19 protein-coding genes are annotated in these 13959 nt (G+C 69.4%); 16 read left to right on the forward strand and 3 right to left on the reverse strand.

Translation table 11 applies throughout. From position 1 onward, the window contains the following. From kdpB to H286_RS0109360, 7 genes are all read left to right on the forward strand, one after another. Window positions 1–2166, forward strand: coding sequence for a potassium-transporting ATPase subunit KdpB (kdpB, locus tag H286_RS0109330; protein ID WP_020097937.1), 2166 nt, complete (start codon window positions 1–3; stop codon window positions 2164–2166). 19 nt (window positions 2167–2185) lie between these two features. Continuing rightward, a complete protein-coding gene (gene kdpC / locus H286_RS0109335) occupies window positions 2186–2800 on the forward strand; it encodes a K(+)-transporting ATPase subunit C (RefSeq protein ID WP_020097938.1) in 615 nt (204 codons plus the stop codon). Between the two features lie 2 nt (window positions 2801–2802). Further along, window positions 2803–5316 (forward strand): sensor histidine kinase, encoded by a 2514-nt coding sequence (locus H286_RS0109340; RefSeq protein WP_020097939.1) that lies wholly within the window; start codon window positions 2803–2805, stop codon window positions 5314–5316. After that, window positions 5313–6014 carry a response regulator gene (locus H286_RS0109345; protein WP_020097940.1) on the forward strand — a complete coding sequence of 234 codons (702 nt, stop codon included), beginning with the start codon at window positions 5313–5315 and terminating at the stop codon, window positions 6012–6014. The genes H286_RS0109340 and H286_RS0109345 overlap by 4 nt, the downstream gene beginning before the upstream one ends. Window positions 6015–6093: 79 nt before the next feature. Then, window positions 6094–7239, forward strand: coding sequence for a zinc-dependent alcohol dehydrogenase (locus H286_RS0109350; protein WP_020097941.1), 1146 nt, complete (start codon window positions 6094–6096; stop codon window positions 7237–7239). A 20-nt stretch (window positions 7240–7259) separates the two neighbouring features. Beyond that, a complete protein-coding gene (locus H286_RS0109355; RefSeq protein WP_020097942.1) occupies window positions 7260–7835 on the forward strand; it encodes a hypothetical protein in 576 nt (191 codons plus the stop codon). A 143-nt stretch (window positions 7836–7978) separates the two neighbouring features. After that, window positions 7979–8785, forward strand: coding sequence for a lytic transglycosylase domain-containing protein (locus tag H286_RS0109360; RefSeq protein ID WP_020097943.1), 807 nt, complete (start codon window positions 7979–7981; stop codon window positions 8783–8785). Window positions 8786–8805: 20 nt separating this feature from the next. Here H286_RS0109360 and H286_RS0109365 read toward each other — a convergent pair whose 3' ends face one another. Further along, complete coding sequence (locus H286_RS0109365) at window positions 8806–8997, reverse strand: hypothetical protein (RefSeq protein ID WP_020097944.1); 192 nt, start codon at window positions 8995–8997, stop codon at window positions 8806–8808. A 376-nt stretch (window positions 8998–9373) separates the two neighbouring features. Between H286_RS0109365 and H286_RS0109370 the strand changes: the two genes are divergently transcribed. From H286_RS0109370 to H286_RS0109395, 6 genes are all read left to right on the forward strand, one after another. Further along, the gene (locus H286_RS0109370; protein ID WP_020097945.1) at window positions 9374–9664 is read left to right on the forward strand and encodes a hypothetical protein; all 291 of its coding nucleotides are present in this window, start codon (window positions 9374–9376) and stop codon (window positions 9662–9664) included. 90 nt (window positions 9665–9754) lie between these two features. After that, complete coding sequence (locus H286_RS0109375) at window positions 9755–10072, forward strand: hypothetical protein (RefSeq protein ID WP_020097946.1); 318 nt, start codon at window positions 9755–9757, stop codon at window positions 10070–10072. Between the two features lie 68 nt (window positions 10073–10140). Beyond that, window positions 10141–10380: a hypothetical protein gene (locus H286_RS0109380; RefSeq protein WP_020097947.1), complete on the forward strand. Its 240-nt coding sequence runs from the start codon at window positions 10141–10143 to the stop codon at window positions 10378–10380. 122 nt (window positions 10381–10502) lie between these two features. Further along, complete coding sequence (locus H286_RS0109385) at window positions 10503–11051, forward strand: Dps family protein (protein ID WP_018185545.1); 549 nt, start codon at window positions 10503–10505, stop codon at window positions 11049–11051. 7 nt (window positions 11052–11058) lie between these two features. After that, window positions 11059–11382: a DUF7882 family protein gene (locus H286_RS0109390; protein ID WP_018185544.1), complete on the forward strand. Its 324-nt coding sequence runs from the start codon at window positions 11059–11061 to the stop codon at window positions 11380–11382. Further along, entirely contained in the window at window positions 11376–11624 is a 249-nt protein-coding gene (locus tag H286_RS0109395) for a hypothetical protein (protein WP_018185543.1), read from the forward strand. Before H286_RS0109390 ends, H286_RS0109395 begins: the two co-directional genes overlap by 7 nt. On the opposite strand, the gene H286_RS0109400 is transcribed toward H286_RS0109395, so the two are convergent. Next, on the reverse strand, window positions 11614–11943 hold the full coding sequence (locus H286_RS0109400) for a DUF7882 family protein (protein WP_018185542.1): 330 nt from the start codon (window positions 11941–11943) through the stop codon (window positions 11614–11616). The two genes, H286_RS0109395 and H286_RS0109400, sit on opposite strands and share 11 nt — an antisense overlap. A 60-nt stretch (window positions 11944–12003) precedes the next feature. Here H286_RS0109400 and H286_RS0109405 point away from each other — a divergent pair, with 60 nt between their 5' ends. Continuing rightward, window positions 12004–12327 carry a DUF7882 family protein gene (locus tag H286_RS0109405; RefSeq protein ID WP_020097948.1) on the forward strand — a complete coding sequence of 108 codons (324 nt, stop codon included), beginning with the start codon at window positions 12004–12006 and terminating at the stop codon, window positions 12325–12327. 199 nt (window positions 12328–12526) lie between these two features. Here the strand turns inward: H286_RS0109405 and H286_RS0109415 are convergent, their stop codons facing one another. After that, window positions 12527–12880: a DUF7882 family protein gene (locus H286_RS0109415; RefSeq protein WP_020097949.1), complete on the reverse strand. Its 354-nt coding sequence runs from the start codon at window positions 12878–12880 to the stop codon at window positions 12527–12529. A gap of 298 nt (window positions 12881–13178) precedes the next feature. On the opposite strand from H286_RS0109415, the gene H286_RS0109420 reads away from it, so the two are divergent. Continuing rightward, window positions 13179–13403, forward strand: coding sequence for a hypothetical protein (locus H286_RS0109420; RefSeq protein ID WP_028497463.1), 225 nt, complete (start codon window positions 13179–13181; stop codon window positions 13401–13403). Window positions 13404–13436: 33 nt separating this feature from the next. Beyond that, window positions 13437–13943 (forward strand): MarR family winged helix-turn-helix transcriptional regulator, encoded by a 507-nt coding sequence (locus tag H286_RS0109425; RefSeq protein WP_020097951.1) that lies wholly within the window; start codon window positions 13437–13439, stop codon window positions 13941–13943. The last annotated feature ends 16 nt before the right edge of the window (window positions 13944–13959 follow it).

A 13959-nucleotide genomic window follows, 5' to 3' on the forward strand; every position in this document is an offset into this window, starting at 1 on the left:
ATGTCCACACCTCTCCGCTCCGAAGCCCCGGCTTCCTCCGCTCCTTCCGCCGCGTCCGCGTCGGCGACCCGGCGCGGCATCGACGGCGCCGCGATCGCGGCCGCCCTGCCCGGCGCGTTCCGCAAGCTCGACCCGCGTGCCCAGTGGCGCAACCCCGTCATGTTCATCGTGTGGCTCGGCGCCGCGCTGACCACCGCCCTCGCCATCGCCGAGCCGTTCACGGGCGGGCCGTCGGATTCCGGTGGTACCCCCGTCCCTGTCTCGTTCACGGCGGTCATCGCGGTGTGGCTGTGGCTGACGGTGCTCTTCGCGAACGTCGCCGAATCGGTCGCCGAAGGCCGTGGCAAGGCGCAGGCCGAGACGCTCCGAAAGACCCGCACGAGCACGGTGGCGCACCGCGTGGCCGGCTACGACGCGCAGTCGGATGTCGCCGCTGAGCGCGTCACGATCGATGACGTCTCGTCGGCCGACCTCACACTCGGCGATGTCGTCGTCGTCGCGGCCGGCGACCTGATCCCCGGCGACGGCGACGTGGTCCACGGCATCGCCTCGGTCGACGAGTCGGCCATCACGGGCGAATCGGCCCCCGTCATCCGTGAGTCCGGTGGTGATCGCAGCGCGGTCACGGGCGGTACCCGCGTGCTGTCGGACCGGATCGTCGTGCGGATCACGTCCAAGCCCGGCGAGACCTTCGTCGACCGGATGATCGCCCTCGTCGAGGGCGCCGCCCGGCAGAAGACCCCGAACGAGATCGCGCTCAACATCCTGCTCGCGAGCCTGTCGATCATCTTCGTGGTGGTGGCCCTCATCCTGAACCCCGTCGCCTCGTACGCGGCGGCACCGGTCAGCATCCCCGTCCTCGTCGCCCTCCTCGTCTGCCTCATCCCGACGACGATCGGCGCGCTCCTGTCGGCAATCGGCATCGCCGGCATGGACCGCCTCGTGCAGCGCAACGTCCTCGCGATGTCGGGTCGTGCCGTCGAGGCAGCCGGCGACGTGACGACGCTGCTGCTCGACAAGACCGGCACCATCACGTACGGCAACCGCCAGGCATCCGAGTTCGTCCCGCTCGAGGGGATGGCGCAAGCCGAGCTCACCCGCGCCGCCGCGCTGTCGTCGCTGGCCGACCCCACCCCCGAGGGCAGCTCGATCGTCGACCTCGCGGTCCGCCGCGGCGTCGACGTGACGGGTGAATCCCAGGGCGTCATCGTGCCCTTCACGGCGCAGACCCGCATGAGCGGTCTCGACCTGCCCGACGGCTCGTCCATCCGCAAGGGCGCCGGTTCGGCGATCATCGGGTGGCTCGAGCAGGACGGCTCGCCGCTGCCTGCTGATGTACGGACCGACCTCACGGCGCGCACCGAGGAGATCTCGCAGTCCGGCGGGACTCCGCTGGTGGTCGCGACGAAGGATGCCGCCGGCACCGGTCGCGTGCTCGGCGTCGTCCACCTGAAGGACGTCGTGAAGGACGGCCTCAGCGAACGCTTCGCCGAGCTCCGCTCGATGGGCATCCGGACGGTCATGATCACGGGCGACAACCCGCTGACGGCGGCCGCCATCGCCAAGGAAGCGGGCGTCGACGACTTCCTCGCCGAGGCGACCCCCGAGGACAAGCTCGCCTACATCCGCACCGAGCAGGAGGGCGGCAACCTCGTCGCGATGACCGGTGACGGCACCAACGACGCGCCCGCCCTCGCGCAGGCCGACGTGGGTGTCGCGATGAACTCGGGAACGTCGGCCGCGAAGGAGGCCGGCAACATGGTCGACCTCGATTCCGACCCGACGAAGCTCATCGACATCGTCCGCATCGGCAAGCAGCTGCTCATCACGCGCGGCGCGCTCACGACGTTCTCGATCGCGAACGACATCGCCAAGTACTTCGCCATCATCCCGGCGATGTTCATGGGTGTGTTCCCGCAGCTGGGGGCCCTGAACATCATGGGGCTGCACTCGCCGGCATCCGCTGTCCTGTCGGCCATCGTGTTCAATGCGCTCGTCATCATCGCCCTCATCCCGCTGGCCCTCCGCGGTGTGCGGTACCGGCCGGGCGGTGCCTCATCGATCCTCGGCCGCAACCTCGCCGTCTACGGCCTGGGCGGTGTCGTCGCCCCCTTCATCGGGATCTGGCTGATCGACCTGCTCGTCCGCCTCATCCCCGGCTTCTGATCCGAAGGACATCCCCGTCATGAACAGCTCGTCCCGCGCCACCGGGCGCACCGTCCTCGTCTCGATCCGCTCGATGGTGGTCCTCACCCTCATCCTCGGCCTCGGGTACACCGCCCTCATCACCCTGGTCGGACAGGTCGCCCTGCCCGCCCAGGCGAACGGCTCCCTCGTCCGGGACGCGTCGGGTGAGGTCGTCGGTTCGTCCCTCATCGGCCAGTCCTTCACGGATGCCGACGGTGCCGCACTCCCCGAGTACTTCCAATCCCGCCCGTCCGCTGCGGGCGACGGCTACGACGGCGGCGCCTCGTCGGGCTCGAACCTCGGCCCCGAGAACACCGACCTCATCTCGTCGATCACCGAGCGGAAGACCACGATCGCCGAGCGGGAAGGCGTCGCCGAGTCGGAGGTGCCCGCCGATGCGGTGACCGCCTCCGGCTCCGGACTCGACCCGCACATCAGCCCCGCGTACGCTTCGATCCAGGTCGACCGCGTCGCCCGGGCCCGGAACCTCCCGGTCGACGAGGTGCGCACGCTCGTCGCCGAGCACACCCAGGGTCCCGACCTCGGGTACCTCGGCGGGTCGACCGTCAACGTGGTGGAACTCAATCTGGCGCTCGACCGGCTAGGAGGCTGACAGTGGCGGGACGCGGACGGTTGCGCGTCCTGCTGGGCGCGGCTCCCGGCGTGGGCAAGACGTACGCGATGCTCGAGGAGGGTCGGCGCCTGGCAGGCGAGGGCTCGGACGTCGTCATCGCGGTCGTAGAGACCCACGGCCGGGCCGCGACCCTGCGTATGACCGACGGACTCGAGGAAGTGCCGCGCCGAGAGATCACCCATCGGGGTGTCACGCTCACCGAGATGGACCTCGACGCCGTGATCGCACGGCATCCGGGTGTCGCCCTCGTCGACGAACTCGCCCACACCAACGCGCCGGGTTCGGCGAACGAGAAGCGCTGGCAGGATGTGCGGCAGCTGCTGGATGCCGGGATCTCCGTCATCTCGACCGTCAACATCCAGCACATCGAGTCCCTCAACGACGTCGTCCACCAGATCACCGGGGCGCCCCAGCGCGAGACGGTCCCCGATGAGGTCCTGCGCACGGCGGACCAGGTCGAGGTCATCGACCTGGCACCGCAGGCCCTCCGGGACCGTCTCGCCGGCGGGCTCGTGTACCCGGCCGAACGGGTGGATGCCGCCCTGTCGAACTATTTCCGGCTCGGCAACCTCACGGCGCTGCGCGAACTCGCCCTGCTGTGGCTGGCGGACGAGGTCGATCAGGCCCTCACGTCCTACCGCGCCGAGCACGGCATCGACAGCAGGTGGGAGGCGCGCGAGCGGGTGGTCGTCACCCTGACGGGTGGGCCCGAGGGTGAGACCCTGCTGCGACGCGGGGCACGTATCGCCGCCCGCTCGGCCGGGGGTCAGCTCCTCGCCGTCCACGTCACGAGCAACGACGGATTGCGCGGCGGAGATCCCGGAGCGCTCTCGGAGCAGCGGACGCTCGTCGAGAAGCTCGGCGGCACGTTCCACCAGGTCGTCGGCGACGACGTGCCGACGGCGCTCGTCGAGTTCGCCCGGTCGGTGAACGCGACGCAGCTCGTCCTCGGCGTGAGTCGTCGCAGCAGGCTCGCCGCGGTCGTCGCCGGCCCCGGCATCGGCGCCACCGTCATCCGCGAATCCGGCGACATCGACGTCCACATCGTCACCCACTCCGCCGCGGGCGGCAGGTTCGCGTTGCCGCGGCTGGGCGGTGCGCTCTCGATGAAGCGCCGGCTCGCGGGGTTCGCGGTCGCCTTCCTCGGGGGGCCGCTCCTCACGTGGCTGCTGTTCGTCACCCGCACGGACGAGTCGATCACGAGCGACGTGCTGAGCTACCAGCTGCTGGTCGTCGTCGTCGCGCTCGTCGGCGGCATCTGGCCGGCCCTCTGGGCGGCGCTGCTCAGCGGGATCACGCTGGACTTCTTCTTCGTCGAGCCGCTGTTCACCGTCCATGTGCACGAGCCGCAGCATCTGTTGGCCCTCTCCCTCTACGTCGTCATCGCGATCCTCGTCAGCGTCGTCGTCGACCGCGCCGCCCGCCAGACGCGCGCGGCCCGACGGGCGGCGGCGGAGTCCGAGCTCCTCCAGACCGTGGCAGGAAGCGTGCTCCGCGGTGCGGGCGCCGTCGAGGCCCTCGTCGAACGCACCCGCGAGGCGTTCCGCCTCGCGGGCGTGCGTCTCGTCGCGGGCACGGCCTCGAGCGGGGGGACGTCCGGTGACGAGACGATCCTGGCGGCCAGCGGTGAGCCCCTCCGCGGCGGCCGATTCACCGCCGTGCCGGTGGGGGAGCGCGCCGTCCTCGAGCTCCACGGTCACGACCTGCGAGCGTCGGAACGCCGCCTCCTGTCGGCCATCGTCGCCCAGATGGATGCCGCCCTGCAGCAGCAGGACCTCGCCGAGGTCGCGAGCGGGCTCGCTCCCCTCGCGGCATCCGATCGGGTCCGCAGCGCCCTCCTGTCGGCTCTCAGTCACGACCTCCGCCGCCCGCTCGCCGCGGCGACGGCGGCCGTGGGCGGGCTCCGCAACGGCACCTACAGCGAGGGCGATCGGAACGAGCTGCTGCAGACGGCCGACGAGTCGCTCGGTATGCTGGCCGCGCTCGTCACCGACCTCCTCGACGTCAGCCGGCTGCAGGCCGGGGCCCTCGCGGTCTCGCTCCTCACGATCGACCCGGCGGACGTCATCCTCCCCGCCCTCGAAGAGCTCGGTGCCGGACCCGCATCCGTCGACATCCACCTCGAGCCGGATGTCGAGCTCCGAGCCGACCCCGTCCTGCTGCAGCGCGTGGTGGTCAACCTGCTCGCGAACGCGCTGCGCCATTCGCCCGAGGGGCGCAAGGTGCGCGTCGCGACGAGCAGTTTCGGTGCGGTTGCCGAGATCCGGATCATCGACCACGGACCGGGGATCCCCGCCGAGCGCCGCGACGACGTGTTCGTGCCGTTCCAGCGGCTCGGCGACACCGACAACAGCACCGGTCTCGGTCTCGGCCTCGCGCTGTCGAAGGGATTCGTCGAGGGCATGGGCGGTACTCTCACCCCCGAGGACACCCCCGGCGGCGGGCTGACGATGGTCGTGTCGCTGCCGGTCGCCGACGAGGAGGGATCCGCATGAAGATCCTCATCGCCGATGACGATCCGCAGATCGTCCGAGCGCTCCGCATCACCCTGTCGGCGCGCGGCTACGAGGTGTTCACCGCCGCCGACGGCGCGCAGGCAATCTCGGCGGCCGTCGATCACCACCCCGACATCTTCCTGCTCGACCTCGGGATGCCGGAGCTCGACGGCATCGAGGTGATCCACGCGATCCGCGGCTGGTCCGATGCGCCCATCCTCGTCGTGTCGGGACGCACGGGCGCGGCCGACAAGGTCGACGCGCTCGATGCCGGTGCGGACGACTACGTCACGAAGCCGTTCTCGATCGACGAGCTCCTGGCGCGCATCCGGGCCCTGACCCGTCGCGCCCCGCAGCAGGAGCCCGATCCGGTGACGGAGTTCGGATCGATCTCCGTCGACCTGGCGGCGCGCAGCGTCATGAAGACCACCGGTGGTCAGACCGAGCGCGTGCGGCTCACTCCGACCGAATGGCAGCTGCTCGAGATCCTGCTGCGCAACCCCGGCAAGCTCGTCACCCGCCAGACGATCCTGACCTCGATCTGGGGGAGCGAGCACGTGAGCGACACAGGGTACCTGCGCCTGTACGTGTCGCAGCTGCGCCGCAAGCTCGAGGAGGATCCGGCGCATCCGCGTCACATCCTCACCGAGGCGGGCATGGGGTACCGCTTCGAGCTCGGCGGGCCCGCCGCGGGCTGACACGTCGGCGCGGGCGGCGCAACCCCCTCCCTCCTCGCGTTCCCGGCGACCAGGCTCGCCCGGAACCTGAGGAGGACCGATGAAGGCGATGACCTATCGCGGACCGTACAAGATCCGCGTCGACCGCAAGCCCGATCCCGTGATCGCGCACCCGAACGACGCCATCGTGCGCGTCGAACTGGCGTCGATCTGTGGTTCCGACCTGCACCTGTACCACGGCATGATGCCCGACACGCGGATCGGGCACACCTTCGGGCACGAGTTCATCGGTCGGGTGGAGGAGGTCGGGTCGTCGGTACAGAACCTGAAGCCGGGCGACCGGGTCATGGTCCCTTTCAACATCTACTGCGGCTCGTGCTTCTTCTGTGCGCGCGGGCTGTATTCGAACTGCCACAACGTCAACGCGAACGCCACGGCGATCGGTGGCATCTACGGCTACTCCCACTCGACCGGCGGATTCGACGGCGGTCAAGCCGAGCTCGTCCGGGTGCCCTTCGCCGACGTCGGCCCCCAGGTGATCCCCGACGACATCGCCTCCGAGGATGCGCTCCTGCTGACCGACGCCTTCTCGACCGGCTACTTCGGTTCGCAGCTCGCCGACATCGTTGAGGGCGACACCGTCGTGGTGCTGGGTGCGGGACCCGTCGGCCTCGCCGCCGCTCGCTCGTGCTGGCTGATGGGTGCCGGACGCGTCATCGTCGTCGACCACATCGACTACCGCCTCGAGAAGGCGCGCGCCTTCGCGTTCGCCGAGACCGTGCACTTCGGTCAGGTCGATGACATCGTCCTGACCCTCAAGAAGATGACCGACGGACTCGGCGCCGACTCGGTCATCGATGCCGTGGGCGCCGAGGCCGACGGGCACGTCGTGCAGCACGTGACCGCCGCCAAGCTGAAACTGCAGGGCGGTTCTCCCATCGCCCTCAACTGGGCGATCGACGCCGTCCGCAAGGGCGGCACCATCTCGGTGATGGGTGCGTACGGCCCGCTGTTCAGCGCCGTCAAGGTCGGCGACGCCATGAACAAGGGGCTCACCATCCGTGCCAACCAGGCGCCGGTCAAGCGTCAGTGGCCGCGGTTGCTCGAACACATCCGAGCGGGACACATCGCTCCTCGCGAGTTGATCACCCACCGCTTCGACCTCGACGACATCGCCGAGGGCTACCACGTGTTCTCATCCAAGCTCGACGGCATCGTCAAGCCCGTCATCACGTTCGGCGCCTGACCCGCATCCGAGGAGGAATCATGCCGTACACCGCAGACAAGCCCGGCCATACCCCCGATCCCGACGACCTGCGTCGCCGCATCCCGGGGTGGGGTGCAGATCTCGACCCGGCGGATCGTCCCGCTTTCCCCCGCGAGCAACCCGGGATCGACACCGGTGCGCACTGGCGCGTCCCCGAGCAACAGCCGCACGGCGCCGGTCGCGAGCGATCGCTCGAGCACGAACGCCTCACGCCCGTGTTCGGTACCGCGCAGCCCCTCCACGGGCTCTCGGGCCTCATCCGGCGGGTCGCCTATACGCGCTACAGCGAGGGGCAGACTCCGCACTGGATGCTGCTGATCCTGGGCGACCGCGTCGAGTCGGCCGGCGCGCACATGAGGTCGCTGTTCTCGCGGCGTCCCGACGACCCGGTGACACAGTCGGGGGTGTTCGGCGAACGCGGACGGCATCCGATCGCGTCGAGGTTCGGACGAGGCCGCGTCGACGTGAAGCACGCCTGGCTCGACCCCGTCCTGGTCGTGGGGCCGTGGGTCGCGGCGGCCGTGGTCGTGTTCCGGATCGCGCGCGCGGCGGCCGTCCCGGCATCCCGTCGCTGACGCGACGCCTCGCTCCTCGGCATCCCTCACCGGGTCCGGTGCGGCTTCGGCCCCAGCGGATCTCCACCGGCGCGGGTTAGCGTGGTGCGGGCAGTCGACGGGGGGGGGGGGGGGGGGGGGGGGGGGGGGGGGGGAGGACGCAGATGGCGGCACGTCGCAAGGCTCCGGCTGCGCGCGCGCGACGACGTTCCGCAGCGCTCGCCGTCGGGCTGGGCGTCGCCCCTGCGGCGGTCGTGGTGCTCCTCGCCGCTTGCCTGCCCTCCACGCCCCCGCAGGCCGCCGAGCCCGCTGAGCCGCCCCTGCCGCCCGTGTCGTCCCGCTGGGCGGTGGCACCCCCGCCTGCTGTCGCTGTGGTCGGGGCGAACCCCTCACGGGCTGCCGCCGTCGATCTCGTCGACGGAGCGTGGGCCGACGAGGTGGCGGCGGCCACCGGCATCCCGCGTCGTGCGGTCATCGCCTACGCGGCGGCCGACCTGACCGTCGCGCACGAGCAGCCATCGTGCGACATCGCCTGGAACACCCTCGCGGGGATCGGCTGGGTGGAGTCCCGGCACGGTTCCTACGGCGGGGCGACGCTGACCAAGCGCGGCCTCGTCGCGCCTCGCATCCTCGGGCCGCGGCTCACTGGTGACGGCGTTGCTGCGATCGAGGACACCGACGGCGGCGCTCTCGACGGCGACGACCAGTGGGACCGTGCCGTCGGCCCGCTGCAGTTCATCCCCGAGACGTGGCGGCGCTGGGGCGCGGACGGCGACGCGGACGGCGTCCGCGACCCCAACAACATCGACGACGCGGCCCTCGCCGCTGCCCGGTATCTGTGCCGGTCCGGGCCGCTCGGCACCGAGAGGGCCTGGCGGGATGCCGTCTTCACCTACAACCCGCTGACGCGATACATCAACGACGTCGCCACCCGCGCCAACGAGTACGCGCAACGCGTCGAGCTGGGCTGACGCGTCGGGCGCTGGCGAACTCAGTCGCCGGTGCGGTTGAGCGATCGACTGGAATCGGCCGAGTCGGGGTCCACCCCGGGCTCGATCTGTTCGATGGGAACCGGCTCGTCGTTGCGGACAGCCTTGGATACGGCCTCGATGGGGTCCTCGTCCGGCAGATTCCCGCCGGGGAGCGAGGAATCGGACTCGGGTGCGGCCTCGTGCTCGGTCATGGGTGCTCCTCTCGTTCGTGTCAACGTAGGGCGCGGATGCCATCGAGCCGGGGGCCTTGCAAAGGTCGGGCCCCGGCGATAAGCCCGATCGCCGGGGCCCCTCATAAGCGTGGGAAAGGATCGGTGACCCGAACACCTCTCGTCTCGACCATCCGCCTACTTACCTTGCGGTGATCACGGTAATCGGGGTGCCGGTTCCGGAAGGGGGGCATTGACGCGCGAGGCGTCGTTCTGCTACCCGCTCCGGCTAACTTGGGGTCCTCTCGGTGTCAAGCCCCTCACCCGTCCGACGAGCGCGAGTGAGGGTGAGGGGCGAGTGAAGACCTCACCCCGGCGATCAACGACGATCGCGGACACCACACCTCGGAGGTGCGCCATGAGTGCCGATCCCGTCCATCAGCTGATCCTGCAACCCTTGTCGCCGACGGCATGGCGCCTCTGCGACTCCCGCGTCGACAGCTCCGACGCCGCCAGCGTCATCGCCTACGTCGAGGCGGCGGACCCCGCCGGGTTCGACGTGACGTGGGTCCACGGCGGCTCGGGGAGCGCGTGGTTCGCGGACATGGACCAGCTTCTGATCGATGCAGCCCGACACGTCGCGGCCTGCGCTCCGCGCCGCGCCAAGCCGAAGCCGATCGCGCACCGCCCGCCCCTGGCGGCGCTCTAAACGGCGGCACCCGAACATGTCAAGGACGTGACACGCGCGACGCCACGACAGATGGTGGATGTCGAGACCGATTGCAGCCGAGGAGAACCGATGGGACGCATCGACATCTCGTACGGCGGGCAGTGGTACAGCGTCGCGAACCGGACGCTCGACGACGTCCATCGCGAGATCCAAGAGGGCGCCCGCGACGGCCAGCACTGGCTGGCCGTCAATGACGGCGTCGGAAGCGCGAGCCCCGCCTACCTCTTCATCACGCCGGGTGTCCCCATCGCGCTGATCCCGGTGCCCGAACCACGGGACCCTCCCACCGAAGCCGTCGTGGCGGCGTACGACGATTTCGAGGTCGAGGGGTTCTCCCCGAAGTGGCGCGGGCCCACGATCCATCCGGAGCGCTCACCGCATTCCTGAGACCTATCCGGGTCGTCGCGCCCGGTCAAGGGGATGACCGCGCCCGCGAAGACGAGCACACTGACGCCATGAGTGATGCACAGGATGCCGGCCGCGCCGGCGACGCCGTACAGGCAGAGCCCGCCATGTCGGTGAACCCCGCGGATGCCGGGCAGAAGCTCGACGGCATCATCGCCCAGACCCGAGCCGACCTGCAGGGACACGACGGCGTCGATCCGCGGAACGTCCTCGCACAGCGGCTCACGGACGCGGGTCTGTCACTGTCCGACGACGAGATGGCCGCCGCGCTCGCTCGCATCGAGGAGTGAGCCGGGAGCGTGAGCTCCGGGGATATCACCGCCTCCCGGGCCGCGCAACCCGATGACCTCGTGGCCGCCTTCGTCCTAGCGTGGGAGGCATCCACGTTCCGCGACAGAAGGGGAGCCGTCCCATGACGACCACTCAGACGAAGCCCGCCACCCGCAACAAGCGCCGCCCCGGCAAGTCGGGCGCACAGCTGACCGAAGAGCAGAACGCCGAGCGCGGGTTCACCGCCTCCCAGAAGCTCAGCGACAACCTGCAGGCCGTTCTCGTCGACCTCCTCGAGCTGTCGATCCAGGGCAAGCAGGCGCACTGGAACGTCGTCGGGAAGAACTTCCGCGACACGCACCTCCAGCTCGACGAGATCATCGACGCCGCGCGGGAGTTCAGCGACACGATTGCGGAGCGCATGCGCGCCCTGCACGCCGTTCCCGACGGCCGAAGCGACACGGTGGCCGAGACCACGACGCTTCCAGAGTTCCCGCACGGCGAGGTCCTGACCTCCGACGTCATCGACCTCGTCACCGAGCGCCTCGAGGCCGTCATCGGCACCTGCCGCGACGTCCACGACGACGTCGACGACGAGGACCCGACGAGCGCCGACATCCTCCACAGTATCCTCGAGAGCCTCGAGCAGTTCGCGTGGATGATCAGCGCCGAGAACCGTTCGCCCCGGTGACCGCCCGGTGGGGAAGTTCATCTACGACGGCACGCTGAAGGTCGACTTCGACGACCGTGCGCTGGCCCACCTCCAGGTGGTCATCATGTCGAAGCTCCGTCGCGGCGAGTCCTTCCACTTCACGTGGAAGGACGACGCCGCGATCGGGGACGGCCGCACCAGCATCTGGCTGCACCCGCGGTGCACGCTCGTCTTCAAGTTCTACAGAGGTCAGCGCGCGCCGCTGAACCTCGCTTGGGTGGACGCGCTCGCCGCCGTCGCGAACTCCCCGTCCGGTCTGTACATCGTCCCGGAACCCGCAGAGGCGGAACAGGAGAGCGTGGCATGGTGAAGCGCATCGACGTGCACTACGGGGGGACGCTGTACAGCATCGGCGAGGAGTCCTTCGAGACCTTCTCGGCGCAGGTGGCTGCGGCGCTCGACGCGGGCCACGGATGGATCGTGGTGAACGACGGCGAGGGCGCTCCTCGTCCGGCTCACCTGCTCATCTCGCCCGGCGTCCCCATCGCTCTCATCCCGATCCCGGACGAGTCCGAGCCCGAGGCCGCCGCCGAGGGGCACTTCACTCCGTGACGTCGGGCCCGCTGTCCTCATCGAACATCCGCGCCGGCAGCTGAATCCCACCCGAGGAATTGGCGGATGCCGCCAGCTCCTCTATCCATTCGCGGTTCAGCGTCGGCGGTTCCGCGTGGTCGAACACGAACCTGAGCGGGATCGCGGGATGCAGCCAGATCGTCGTCCGTCCTCGGGGAGAGTCGTCGGGGTGCTGCCACGACACAGTGAAGCTCTCCGAACGGCGGAGCTTGGTCGCGACCACCACTTTAAGATGCGCGAGTGCGCGGTCCTCGATGCGGATGGGCATCGCCGAGCCGCCGTAGTAGATCAGGCCCATGGGGACACCATAATGGGAGACGTCGTTTCGATACCGAGATGACACGACGAAGGGGCTGACGTGGGCAAGTTCATCTATGAGGACTCCATCAAGGTGGACTTCGAGGACCGCACGCTGGCACACCTGCAGCAGGTGATCGGCAACAAGCTGCGTCGTGGCGAGTCCTTCCATTTCACGTGGCGCGACGACAAGAGCATCGGCGAGGGCCGCACTTCCGTGTGGCTGCACCCGCACGCATCCCTGGTCTTCAAGTACTACGGAAGCCGGCAGTCGCGCATCAACCGCGCGTGGTCGGAGGCCCTCATGTACGCGGCGAACTCGCCGGCGGGTCTGCACCTGGTTCCGGAGCCTGCAGATGCGGGCGAGGGCGACCCCGGCGCCTGACGCGAGGGTCCCCGCGTCGCCTCCCGTAACGAAACATGCCGCCCCGTCGACGCCGTGGGGGGAACGGCGGAGGGGCGGCACGAGTTCGTGTGCTCGGAGAACGGTCAGACCAACAGCGGAGGAGTCCCGAAGCGCTCGGTGAAATCGGCGGCGAGGGCGTCCTCGTAGGCGTCGGCCTCGTCGCTGAGATCGGGGTGGCTCACGCGGCGACCACCGGCCGACGCGCCTCGGTGCGTGCGGCGCCGATCTCGGGGATGTCCAGATCCGCGTCGAGGACGAGGCCGCCGTTCGACGTGGCCTGGTCGGCCATCTCCCGCAGCGTCGCAGGGTTCAGCGCGACCGCAGCCGACTGCTCGTAAACGAAACGCAGCGGGATGGCCGGCTGGAACCAGAGCGTTGTGCGGCCCTCGCCGTTGTCGCCGGTTCCCTTCCAGGACACGACGAAGCTCTCACTCCGGCGCAACTTGGTCGTCGCGATCGCGGCGAGGTGGGCGAGGATGCGGTCGGGCATGACGATGGGGGATTCGACGTTCCCGTAGTAGAGGCTTCCCATGACGTTCTCCTGGTGGGTTCGGGGTGCTGTGGTCAGTGGTGTGCGGGCTGCGCCGTCGTGCGGTGCGCTCGCGGCCGTGAAAGGGATGTGACGAGGGACGCCCACCAGCCCGTGCGCTGCTCGGGGATGAGAGCGACACCGATCGAGGCGAAGGGCGCCGGGATGGGGTGTGCGGGTGAGGGTGTCATCTGTCCGTTCCTGGATTACTAGCTAAACAATAGATCTAGTGGATTTCACAACTCATGTCTATCATTGATTTCGAGAAGGACAAGAACTGTCACAGATTCGGACATGTAAGGTGGTGAAGTCGATGGAGGTGCTCGACTCGTACGGCTCCGTGGACGTCAGCGAGAAGATCGCGGCGTGGCACGAGGTCGAGGCGGGCTTCTGGGTCGGCAACACCGACGGACGGTTCCTCGGAACCGTCGAGCAGAGCCCCGCAGGCTGGATCACCCGAGATCACGCCGGAGGGTTCGTCGGGAAGTATCCGGATGCGGCTGAGGCTCGGGCGGCGATCGGATGATGTTCGACACCCTTCACGAGCCGAGGAGTTGACATGCCTCAGTCCATCGTTCGACATGAGCACACGCATCTGTATGCCTCGCAGCCCCACACCGAGGCCGGACGCCTACTCAGTAGCGCCATCCTCGAGCTCCGCCATGCCGAGCAGGTCCAGGCGGACCGCTCGCAGCGGATCTCCGGACTCGGCGGGATCGACCTCGCCGCTCTCCGGTACCTCGTCCAGGCTCGACGGGAAGAGCGGGAGATCAGCCCTAAGGACCTGATCGTCATGCTCGGCACCTCGAGTGCGACGGTTACGAACGTGATCGAGCGCCTGGTGGGCAAGGGGTATGTGACGCGCGAGCAGCACCCGACCGACCGGCGCGCCCACTATCTGATGCCGACGGAGTCGGCCAACGATCTCGTCGACGAGGTCTACGGTGCGCACCATGCGGCCGTGGTGTCGGTCATCGACAGCCTGGATGAAGGCGAAGCGAAGACCACCGCCGAGACGATCCGCCGGATCGCTGCCGCACTGGACGACCTCGCGCGACGTTCCTGATCCCGCGCGAGCCGCT

Source organism: Microbacterium sp. 11MF, assembly GCF_000383475.1.
Lineage (GTDB): Bacteria > Actinomycetota > Actinomycetes > Actinomycetales > Microbacteriaceae > Microbacterium > Microbacterium aquilitoris.

What these genes read in the sequence shown, in the direction of transcription:
- H286_RS0109385 (WP_018185545.1), top strand. Translation starts at nt 10,503, where the DNA reads ATGACGACCACTCAGACGAAGCCCGCCACCCGCAACAAGCGCCGCCCC.
- H286_RS0109370 (WP_020097945.1), top strand. Translation starts at nt 9,374, where the DNA reads ATGAGTGCCGATCCCGTCCATCAGCTGATCCTGCAACCCTTGTCGCCG.
- H286_RS0109375 (WP_020097946.1), top strand. Translation starts at nt 9,755, where the DNA reads ATGGGACGCATCGACATCTCGTACGGCGGGCAGTGGTACAGCGTCGCG.
- H286_RS0109400 (WP_018185542.1), bottom strand. Translation starts at nt 11,943, where the DNA reads ATGGGCCTGATCTACTACGGCGGCTCGGCGATGCCCATCCGCATCGAG.
- H286_RS0109425 (WP_020097951.1), top strand. Translation starts at nt 13,437, where the DNA reads ATGCCTCAGTCCATCGTTCGACATGAGCACACGCATCTGTATGCCTCG.
- H286_RS0109360 (WP_020097943.1), top strand. Translation starts at nt 7,979, where the DNA reads ATGGCGGCACGTCGCAAGGCTCCGGCTGCGCGCGCGCGACGACGTTCC.
- H286_RS0109350 (WP_020097941.1), top strand. Translation starts at nt 6,094, where the DNA reads ATGAAGGCGATGACCTATCGCGGACCGTACAAGATCCGCGTCGACCGC.
- H286_RS0109395 (WP_018185543.1), top strand. Translation starts at nt 11,376, where the DNA reads ATGGTGAAGCGCATCGACGTGCACTACGGGGGGACGCTGTACAGCATC.
- H286_RS0109365 (WP_020097944.1), bottom strand. Translation starts at nt 8,997, where the DNA reads ATGACCGAGCACGAGGCCGCACCCGAGTCCGATTCCTCGCTCCCCGGC.
- H286_RS0109415 (WP_020097949.1), bottom strand. Translation starts at nt 12,880, where the DNA reads ATGGGAAGCCTCTACTACGGGAACGTCGAATCCCCCATCGTCATGCCC.
- kdpB (WP_020097937.1), top strand. Translation starts at nt 1, where the DNA reads ATGTCCACACCTCTCCGCTCCGAAGCCCCGGCTTCCTCCGCTCCTTCC.
- kdpC (WP_020097938.1), top strand. Translation starts at nt 2,186, where the DNA reads ATGAACAGCTCGTCCCGCGCCACCGGGCGCACCGTCCTCGTCTCGATC.
- H286_RS0109380 (WP_020097947.1), top strand. Translation starts at nt 10,141, where the DNA reads ATGAGTGATGCACAGGATGCCGGCCGCGCCGGCGACGCCGTACAGGCA.
- H286_RS0109355 (WP_020097942.1), top strand. Translation starts at nt 7,260, where the DNA reads ATGCCGTACACCGCAGACAAGCCCGGCCATACCCCCGATCCCGACGAC.
- H286_RS0109345 (WP_020097940.1), top strand. Translation starts at nt 5,313, where the DNA reads ATGAAGATCCTCATCGCCGATGACGATCCGCAGATCGTCCGAGCGCTC.